The organism is Streptomyces sp. NPDC038135, from assembly GCF_055601245.1.
Genome location: NZ_JBVJXS010000007.1, coordinates 350,706 through 358,012, shown reverse-complemented (window position 1 = coordinate 358,012; position 7,307 = coordinate 350,706). Strand labels below are relative to the sequence as shown.

Here is a 7,307-nt window from a genome sequence, read left to right as displayed (position 1 = left end):
ACGGCAGCGCTGCTGGAGAGGGTGGGATCGGCGTGTCTCGGGTTTCCTTTCTTGGGTTGGGGGCTGTCTGCCTCCCTCCCTGCCCGGGTGGGCCCCCCCGCGCCTCGGAACCGAAGGTCAGCTGTCGGCCTTGGTGGTGTCGACGTAGACCGAACTCACGTTGAGGAGGCAGCAGCTCCCGCCCTGGCCGATCTTCGAGGTCTCGAAGTAGAAGTCCGGCTCGGTGGGCAGCCCGGTCCACTCACCGTTGCTCGTGCCGCCGTTGAAGCAGGCGGTGTAGGTCTTGGACCCGTAGTAGTCGTTGGACGACAGCGCGTCGTAGTCCCACAGCTGGACGACCACCTGCTTGGTGGTGGCGTACTGAGCCGTGCACCCGGTGAACTGGATCTGGCTGTAGCTCTCGTCGGCCCAGGTCCGGGAGGTGCCGCCGTCCGTCCAGGAGGTGATGTGGCTGGACCAGTTGGCCCAGGCGCCCGGCGCCGACGCGAGAACGGCGGCGGCGGCCAGGCCGGCCACGGTGGAGACACGCTTGGTTGAAATGCCCGGCATACGGGTTCCCCAGTCTTCCGCCCGGCGTCACGCTGTGCATGATCACTTCCGGGTGGAACTGCGGGAACGTACTGTTTAAATGATCTTTACGTCAACTTTCGGCCAGCGAGGCTTGTTCTTGACCTTCGCCTGGTTCGGCGGATGAGTGCAACGGCCTGACCTGCGACTCAACACCGCTTATGCAAATGGCAGTTACAAGCAACCGGGCCGGCGGTGGTGAGGCCGGTCCCGCCTCCCCCGTGATGGCTCGCCCCGGCCGTCACCGGCGCCCCGGGCCCCAGCACGGGGGTGCGCGTTGCGGACGCGTAGCGTGACCTCAGTCGGCCGTGCCGGCGAGTGCGGCGCGCAGGTGGCCGCCGGACTCCTCCAGCAGACGGGCGGCCATGGGGCCGTCGACACCGGCGAGGACGATCAGGATCGCGTTCTTCACCTCGCCGCCCGCCTCGGTCAGCGCCCGCTCGATCTCCTCGTCGGGGGCCCCGGTGGCCAGGGACACGATGCGCCGGGAGCGGGCCCGCAGCTTGGCGTTGGAGGCGCGGACGTCGACCATCAGGTTCCCGTACGTCTTCCCCAGCCGGATCATCGTGATCGTCGACAGCATGTTGAGCACCAGCTTCTGGGCCGTGCCGGCCTTCAACCGGGTCGAACCGGTGAGCAGTTCGGGCCCGACGACGACCTCGATGCCGTGCTCGGCGGCGGCCGCGAGCGCGCTGTGTTCGTTGCAGGACAGGCCGACGGTCAGGGCGCCGAGCGAGCGGGCGTGCTCGACCGCGCCGACGGCGTACGGGGTGCGGCCGGACGCGGAGACGCCGACCACCGTGTCCTCGGGCCGGATCTTCAGCGCGTCCAGGTCCTCGCGGGCCAGTTCCGCCGAGTCCTCGGCGCCCTCGACCGAGGTGACCATCGCCTCGGGGCCGCCCGCGATCAGGCCGGCGACCTGACCGGGCTCGGTGTTGAAGGTGGGCGGGCACTCGGAGGCGTCGAGGACGCCGAGCCGCCCGGCGGTGCCCGCGCCGGCGTACACCAGGCGCCCGCCGCGGGCCATGCGCTCGGCCACGGCGTCGATGGCGGCGGCGATCTGCGGCAGCCGCGCGGCGACGGCGGCGGGCACGCCCGCGTCCTCGCCGTTCATGAGGCGCGCGATGTCGAGGGTGGGCATCCGGTCGATCTCCGCGAGCTCCGGCCGGAAGGCTTCGGTGGTGAGGGACTCCAACTGATTGCGCAGGTCATGGGAGGTCATGGGGGGTGGCTCTCTCCGATTCGCGTGCTTGCACTCACCTGGGGGTGGAGCGGTGCCGGTGCGCCAGCGCCTCGTAGGACGCGGCCAGCGCGGGCGCCGCACTGTCGTACGTCCGCTGTGCCACCCCGACGAACAGGCAGTCCACCACCAGCAGCTGACTCGTCCGGGAGGACATCGCGGCGGGCCGCAGCTCCGTCTCCCGTGACGTGGACGTCGTCAGCACGTGGTCGGCGTACTGCGTCACCGGCGAGTCGGGCCTGCCGGTGATGGCTACGGTGGTCGCCCCGCGGTCGAACGCGACCCGGAGCGGCTCGATGACGTCGCCGGTGGAACCCGAGTGGGTGATGGCGATCGCCACATCACCCGAGCGCAGCTGCACCGCGTTGGTCACGGCCAGATGCGGATCGCTGTGCGCGTGGGCTATGAGCCCTATCCGCAGCAGCTTCTGGGTGAGGTCCTGGGCGACCAGGCCGGAGGCGCCGATGCCGTACACATCGGTGCGGCGGGCGCCCGCGAGCGCGGTGACGGCCGCGCCGAGCTGCGCGGTGTCGAGCCCGGCGGCGGTGTCCGCGAGGGTCTGCTGCTCCTCGTAGGCGAGCTTGGCCACGACGTCGGCGATGGGGTCGTCCACCGCGATGTCCGTCGTGATCGCGGGCGCGCGGCCCGACTGCTGCTGGGCGGCGAGGCCGGCGAGGGCCAGGCGCAGATCGCGGTAGCCCGGGTAGCCGAGCAGCCGGGCCGTGCGGACGACCGTCGCCTCGCTGGTGCCGGTCAGTTCGGCGAGGCCGGTGACCGTGAGGGCGGCGCAGCCGGCCGGATCGCTCGCGACGGCCTCGGCGACGCGCTGCATGGAACGGGTCATCGAGGGGGCGAGGGTCCGCACCTTCGCGGCGAGGGAGCCGCCCGGACCGCCGAAAATTTCCTTCACGTCCTGGGTCACCAATGAAAGATATTTTCGGTTCGGTCCCGCGGTCAAGAGTGCGCACAATGGGACCATGGAGCCACTGACCCCACTCGAGCAGGCGCTGCACGCGGCCCGCGCCCTGGTGCTCGCCGACCTGGTCGCCGGCCGGGTGGCCGAGGCCGACGTGGTCTCACTGGTGGAGGACTCCGTCGCCGAACGGCGCTGGTGGGTCGAGCAGTGGCCGGACGGCGCGCCCTTCCTGCCCGGGCTGGTCGCGCAGGACGTCCAGGACGCGCTGCTGGAGCGGTACGGCCGCTGGCCGTTGTGCCCGGTGTGCGGATCGGGCGACCCGCACGCCCTGGACGTGGAGCCGGAACTGGGGCCCGACCCGCACTGGGTGTGCCACAAGGCGGGCGTCCAGGTCGCCCCGGTGGGTTCGCTGGGCCGGGCCATGGGCGGAGCGCAGTCCTCGTGAGCCGCCCGTGACCGTCTACATCGACCCGCCGTCCTGGCCCGGCCACGGCCGCATGTGGTCGCACCTGGTCAGCGACGTGTCCTACGACGAACTGCACGCGTTCGCCGCGGCCCTGGGCGTGCCCCGGCGCGCCTTCGAACGCGACCACTACGACCTTCCGTCGCACCGGTACGCGGACGCGGTGGCCGCCGGGGCGCTGCGGGTCAGCAGCCGCGAGGTGGTGCGGCTGCTGCGCGCCTCCGGGCTGCGCCGGCCCAAGGGGCTCGCTCAGCGCCGCAGCTCGTAGGCCAGCTCGGCGCCGCTGCCGTCCTCCTCGCTCACCCGCGTGAAGCCGGCCCGGCCCAGCACGGCCTGGGAGGCGGTGTTCTCCCGCTCGACGGTCGCGAATAGGGCGTGGACGTCGTCCCGGGCCAGCGCCCAGTCCGCCAGCGCGCGCACGGCCTCGGTGATGTAGCCCTGCCCGCGGGCGCCCTCCACCAGGTCGTAGCCGATCTCCACCCGGCCGTCCTCGTCCGGCGCGCTGTGGAAGCCGATGCCGCCGACCGCGCGGCCGTCCTCCTTCCGTACGAGGGCGAAGACCCCGAACTCCGGGCGGTGCACGCCCCCTTCGTACGCCTTCACCAGGAAGCCGGCCGCCTCCCGGGTGCCCTCGTAGGGGCCGCCCTCGATCCAGTCCAGGCCTCCGTCGCCGCCCAGCCGGATGTCGCGGGCGACGACCGGCCGCAGCCCGACCAGATCGATCCGCTCGGCGGGGATGACGAGGTTGTTGCGCCAGCGCCACTCGGTGACCGGCGCCCGCCCCGGCAGCTCGCCCCGGCCGGTCGCCCACAGCAGGGTCGGCCAGGCCGCCGGACCGGGCTGCACATGCGGGAACAGCCAGCCGAGCACGGCCTCGGCGAGGCCGTCCTCCGGCGTGTACTCGACGCCGAGCGCCCGGGTGACGTCGTGCGTGTGCAGCACCACCTCGGCGACGCCCATCGCCGCGAAGCCCTGGCGGTCGGCGCCGCGGAAGGGGTAGGGGTGGAAGGCCCGGACGTGGGGCGGGGTGGTGCGGACGGCGGCGTCGAGCAGCGCACCGGTCGCCCGCACGACGTCCAGCAGGCCGGCGTTGTCGGTGCCGTCGTCGAGCTTGATCTCGAACGGGACATAGGAGTCCTGCGGCCTTCCGGCCAACTGCCCGGCGTAGGCGATCAGATCACCCGCGATGTGCTCGACGGTCTCCCGGCAGCTCCACTCCAGCCCGGCCGCGCGCACCCCCTCCCAGTCCCGCCCCGCCACCGGCCCGAGCGCCGCCAGGCACCCGTCGACGGCCTTCAACACGTCGTCCCCGCTCATAGCTCGCATGGGGCGAACCCTAGGGGGGTGGTGGGCGGGGGGCGACAGTATTTCCGGCGGTGGAGGAGATGTGACTCATCTCCGGACGCTCGCCCGAAGCTCAGTCGAGGCAGAACTCGTTGCCCTCGATGTCCTGCATGGCGATGCACGCGTCATGGCCGTCGTACAGCGTCTGCACGTGTACCGCGCCGAGCGGCGCCAGTCGTGCGCGTTCGGCCTCGAGTGCGGCGAGGCGCTCTTCACCCACGAGCCCGGTGGCGACCCGCACGTCGAGGTGCACCCGGTTCTTGGCGACCTTCCCCTCGGGAACGCGCTGGAAGAACAGGCGCGGGCCCGCGCCGGAAGGGTCGACGCATGCGAACCAGGAACCCTGCTCCTCAGGCGGCAGCGAGCGCCGGTACTCGTCCCAGGAGGCGAACCCGCCCGGTGGCTGCGGCTCGACGTACCCCAGCACCTCGCACCAGAAACGAGCGACACGCTCCGGTTCAGCGCAGTCGAAGGTGACTTGGAACTGCTTGATCGACGGCATCGGCGCACCATAGCAAGGGGCTGCGAGGGTTCACTACGACAGCATCTCCAGTTCGGCCCTGAGGTTGTAGCGAGCCGTGCGTTCCCAGTGCTTCTGGCCGTGCGGGGTGTGGAACAGGCGGGGCAGGTCGAGGAGTTGGCGCAGGATGGCGGCTCGGCCCTCGCGGAAGGCCTCGTTGGGGATGAAGTGGTACTCCTCGCGGACCTCGGCCGTGTAGTGGGCGTACGCCGACGGCGGCGAGGCGAGGATCGCCAGGTCCGCGTCGCAGAGGACCTGGCCGTCGGGGTCGTCGTCCGCGGGGGCGTGGGTGACGGTGAGGCGGATCAGGCGGACGACCTCGGCCGTTCTCGGCGCAGGCACCCCCGCCTCGGTCAGGGCGCGTTCCGCCAGAGACGCGGAGCGCTCCTCGTTCTCGGAGCGGTCGGGCAGGTAGACCGCGTCGTGGAACCAGGCCGCCAGGCGGACCGCGTCCGGGTCGGCCGCGTACTTCTCCAGCGTGTCGACGTGGTCCAGGACCGTCGTGAGGTGGGTCAGCGTGTGGTAGCGGCGCTGGGGCTCCTGCCAGCGGGCCAGCAGGTTGTCGGCGTACGGCGCCGGGTCGGGGCCGCCGCCGGGGCCGCGGGCCCCTTCCAGGGCGCGGGCGAATCGGGCACGCAGGGCGTCGAGGTCGGCCATACGCCCATTGTTCCGTGACGTGTGCCGGTCGGCCCCCTAGCGTGACATCCATGACGACTCCTGCGGATGTGCACGACGTACGAGACCCCGAACTGCCCGGCCGGCTGCTCGCCGCCGAGCGGGACGTGTTGATACCGCTGCTGCGGTCCCGGCCCGACGCGGACTTCGCGTTGCCGGCCGCCGCGTGCCCGGGGTGGACGGTGCGGGACGTGCTCGCGCACTGTTCCGCCGCGTTGGCGCGGGTGGTGGAGAGCCGGTTCGAGAAGGGCGTGTTCTCACCCGAGTCCAACGACCGGGACGTCGCCGAACGCGCCCAGTGGACGAACGCCCAGGTCGTGGACGAGCTGGAGCGCGGGATGACCGAGGCGGGACCGGCGATCGCCAAGGCCGGCGGGGTGCTGGACATGATCGCGCTCGGGGAGTGGGTGCACGGCGGGGACGTGCGCGAGGCCCTGGGCGAGCCGGGGGCCTACGCGGGCGCCGGGCTGCCGGACGCCCTGGCGCTGCTGGCCCACGTCACACGGGAGAAGAAGCACCTCTCGCTGCACGCGGACCTCGACGACATGGACGAGCCGCTGCGGCTGGGCGCGGTCGCGGGAGAGGCCCCGCCCGCGCGGTACATCGGCGACGCCCCCACCCTCGTCCGGCTCTACTCCGGGCGGCCGGTGTCCGGGACGACGTACGAGCTGGCGGGGGCGCGGGAGGCGGAGCTGAACATCTTCGGATGATGGGCGTCCCCGGATCGGCGTAGTCTTGGATTGGACTAGACCTGTAGCCGTCGATGAACCGCCGACGCATACCGCCGACGAATGGGGTGCCATGAGCAAGCGTGCAGTCCTGGAGGTGATCGCCCTCGACATCGAGGACGCGGTCGCCGCCCAGGCCGGAGGCGCGGACCGCCTGGAGCTGGTCACGGAGATGGCGGCCGACGGACTCACCCCGCCGGCCGCCACCGTCGCCGGCATCCGGGCCGCCGTGGACATCGACCTGCGCGTGATGCTGCGGCTGGCGGACGGCTTCGCGGCCGGCGACGTGGACCGGCTGGTCCGGGTCGCGCAGGAGATGCGGGACGCGGGCGCCGACCAGTTCGTGCTCGGGTTCCTCGACGCGGCGGGCGGGGTGGACCTGGCCGCGGTGGAGCGGCTGGTGGCCGCGCTGGACGGCTGCCGCTGGACCTTCCACCGGGCGATCGACCGCACCGCCGACCGCGACGCCCTGCGCCGCCGGGTCGCCGGCCTGCCCGGTCTGGACACGTATCTGACGGCCGGATCCTCGGCCGGCGTGGACGAGGGGCTGGCGACGCTGGTCGCCGAGGCGGCGCTCGGCGGGCAGCCCGGCTACGAGCAGCAGATCATGGTGGGCGGCGGCCTGCGCCTGGACCATGTGCCGCGGCTGCGCGCCGCCGGGATCGAGGCGTTCCACATCGGCGGGGCGGCCCGCCCCGGCGGATGGCTCGGGCCCGTCTCTGCGGCGGCGGTCGAGCAGTGGCGGTCCGTGCTCGACGAGGACGTGGCCCTGGCCGCCCGCTCCTAGGGCGCCCGGCCCTCCGACCGGGCCCGCCCGGCTCTCCAACCGGGCCCGCCTGGCTCTCCAACCGGGC

The 7,307-nt window shown here is 72.7% G+C and carries 10 protein-coding genes; 4 read left to right on the top strand and 6 right to left on the bottom strand.

Annotated features, from left to right (window positions below; all coding sequences use genetic code 11):
- Positions 1–117 precede the first annotated feature (117 nt).
- From ACZ7JA_RS21960 to ACZ7JA_RS21950, 3 genes are all read right to left on the bottom strand, one after another.
- On the bottom strand, positions 118–549 hold the full coding sequence (locus tag ACZ7JA_RS21960) for a hypothetical protein (protein WP_351665949.1): 432 nt from the start codon (positions 547–549) through the stop codon (positions 118–120).
- A gap of 316 nt (positions 550–865) precedes the next feature.
- Positions 866–1,789 (bottom strand): N-acetylmuramic acid 6-phosphate etherase, encoded by a 924-nt coding sequence (gene murQ / locus ACZ7JA_RS21955; protein WP_403681986.1) that lies wholly within the window; start codon positions 1,787–1,789, stop codon positions 866–868.
- A 34-nt stretch (positions 1,790–1,823) separates the two neighbouring features.
- The gene (locus ACZ7JA_RS21950; protein ID WP_351665945.1) at positions 1,824–2,729 is read right to left on the bottom strand and encodes a MurR/RpiR family transcriptional regulator; all 906 of its coding nucleotides are present in this window, start codon (positions 2,727–2,729) and stop codon (positions 1,824–1,826) included.
- A gap of 55 nt (positions 2,730–2,784) precedes the next feature.
- On the opposite strand from ACZ7JA_RS21950, the gene ACZ7JA_RS21945 reads away from it, so the two are divergent.
- Positions 2,785–3,168, top strand: coding sequence for a hypothetical protein (locus ACZ7JA_RS21945; protein WP_389450176.1), 384 nt, complete (start codon positions 2,785–2,787; stop codon positions 3,166–3,168).
- A 7-nt stretch (positions 3,169–3,175) separates the two neighbouring features.
- Positions 3,176–3,454, top strand: a complete 279-nt coding sequence (locus tag ACZ7JA_RS21940; protein WP_351665941.1) for a DUF4031 domain-containing protein — start codon at positions 3,176–3,178, stop codon at positions 3,452–3,454.
- Here ACZ7JA_RS21940 and ACZ7JA_RS21935 read toward each other — a convergent pair.
- From ACZ7JA_RS21935 to ACZ7JA_RS21925, 3 genes are all read right to left on the bottom strand, one after another.
- Positions 3,436–4,512: a GNAT family N-acetyltransferase gene (locus ACZ7JA_RS21935; RefSeq protein ID WP_351665939.1), complete on the bottom strand. Its 1,077-nt coding sequence runs from the start codon at positions 4,510–4,512 to the stop codon at positions 3,436–3,438. The two genes, ACZ7JA_RS21940 and ACZ7JA_RS21935, sit on opposite strands and share 19 nt — an antisense overlap.
- Before the next feature lie 91 nt (positions 4,513–4,603).
- Positions 4,604–5,032 (bottom strand): VOC family protein, encoded by a 429-nt coding sequence (locus ACZ7JA_RS21930; protein ID WP_351665937.1) that lies wholly within the window; start codon positions 5,030–5,032, stop codon positions 4,604–4,606.
- A 33-nt stretch (positions 5,033–5,065) separates the two neighbouring features.
- Positions 5,066–5,707 (bottom strand): HD domain-containing protein, encoded by a 642-nt coding sequence (locus ACZ7JA_RS21925; RefSeq protein ID WP_470809868.1) that lies wholly within the window; start codon positions 5,705–5,707, stop codon positions 5,066–5,068.
- A gap of 50 nt (positions 5,708–5,757) precedes the next feature.
- Between ACZ7JA_RS21925 and ACZ7JA_RS21920 the strand changes: the two genes are divergently transcribed.
- Together ACZ7JA_RS21920 and ACZ7JA_RS21915 are read left to right on the top strand one after the other, a co-directional pair.
- A complete protein-coding gene (locus ACZ7JA_RS21920) occupies positions 5,758–6,435 on the top strand; it encodes a maleylpyruvate isomerase family mycothiol-dependent enzyme (protein ID WP_450743343.1) in 678 nt (225 codons plus the stop codon).
- Between the two features lie 91 nt (positions 6,436–6,526).
- Positions 6,527–7,240, top strand: a complete 714-nt coding sequence (locus ACZ7JA_RS21915) for a copper homeostasis protein CutC (protein WP_470809865.1) — start codon at positions 6,527–6,529, stop codon at positions 7,238–7,240.
- The last annotated feature ends 67 nt before the right edge of the window (positions 7,241–7,307 follow it).

Coding starts and splice junctions, on each gene's coding strand:
- murQ (WP_403681986.1), bottom strand. CDS start 1,789: ATGACCTCCCATGACCTGCGCAATCAGTTGGAGTCCCTCACCACCGAA.
- ACZ7JA_RS21945 (WP_389450176.1), top strand. CDS start 2,785: ATGGAGCCACTGACCCCACTCGAGCAGGCGCTGCACGCGGCCCGCGCC.
- ACZ7JA_RS21915 (WP_470809865.1), top strand. CDS start 6,527: ATGAGCAAGCGTGCAGTCCTGGAGGTGATCGCCCTCGACATCGAGGAC.
- ACZ7JA_RS21930 (WP_351665937.1), bottom strand. CDS start 5,032: ATGCCGTCGATCAAGCAGTTCCAAGTCACCTTCGACTGCGCTGAACCG.
- ACZ7JA_RS21935 (WP_351665939.1), bottom strand. CDS start 4,512: ATGCGAGCTATGAGCGGGGACGACGTGTTGAAGGCCGTCGACGGGTGC.
- ACZ7JA_RS21925 (WP_470809868.1), bottom strand. CDS start 5,707: ATGGCCGACCTCGACGCCCTGCGTGCCCGATTCGCCCGCGCCCTGGAA.
- ACZ7JA_RS21960 (WP_351665949.1), bottom strand. CDS start 549: ATGCCGGGCATTTCAACCAAGCGTGTCTCCACCGTGGCCGGCCTGGCC.
- ACZ7JA_RS21920 (WP_450743343.1), top strand. CDS start 5,758: ATGACGACTCCTGCGGATGTGCACGACGTACGAGACCCCGAACTGCCC.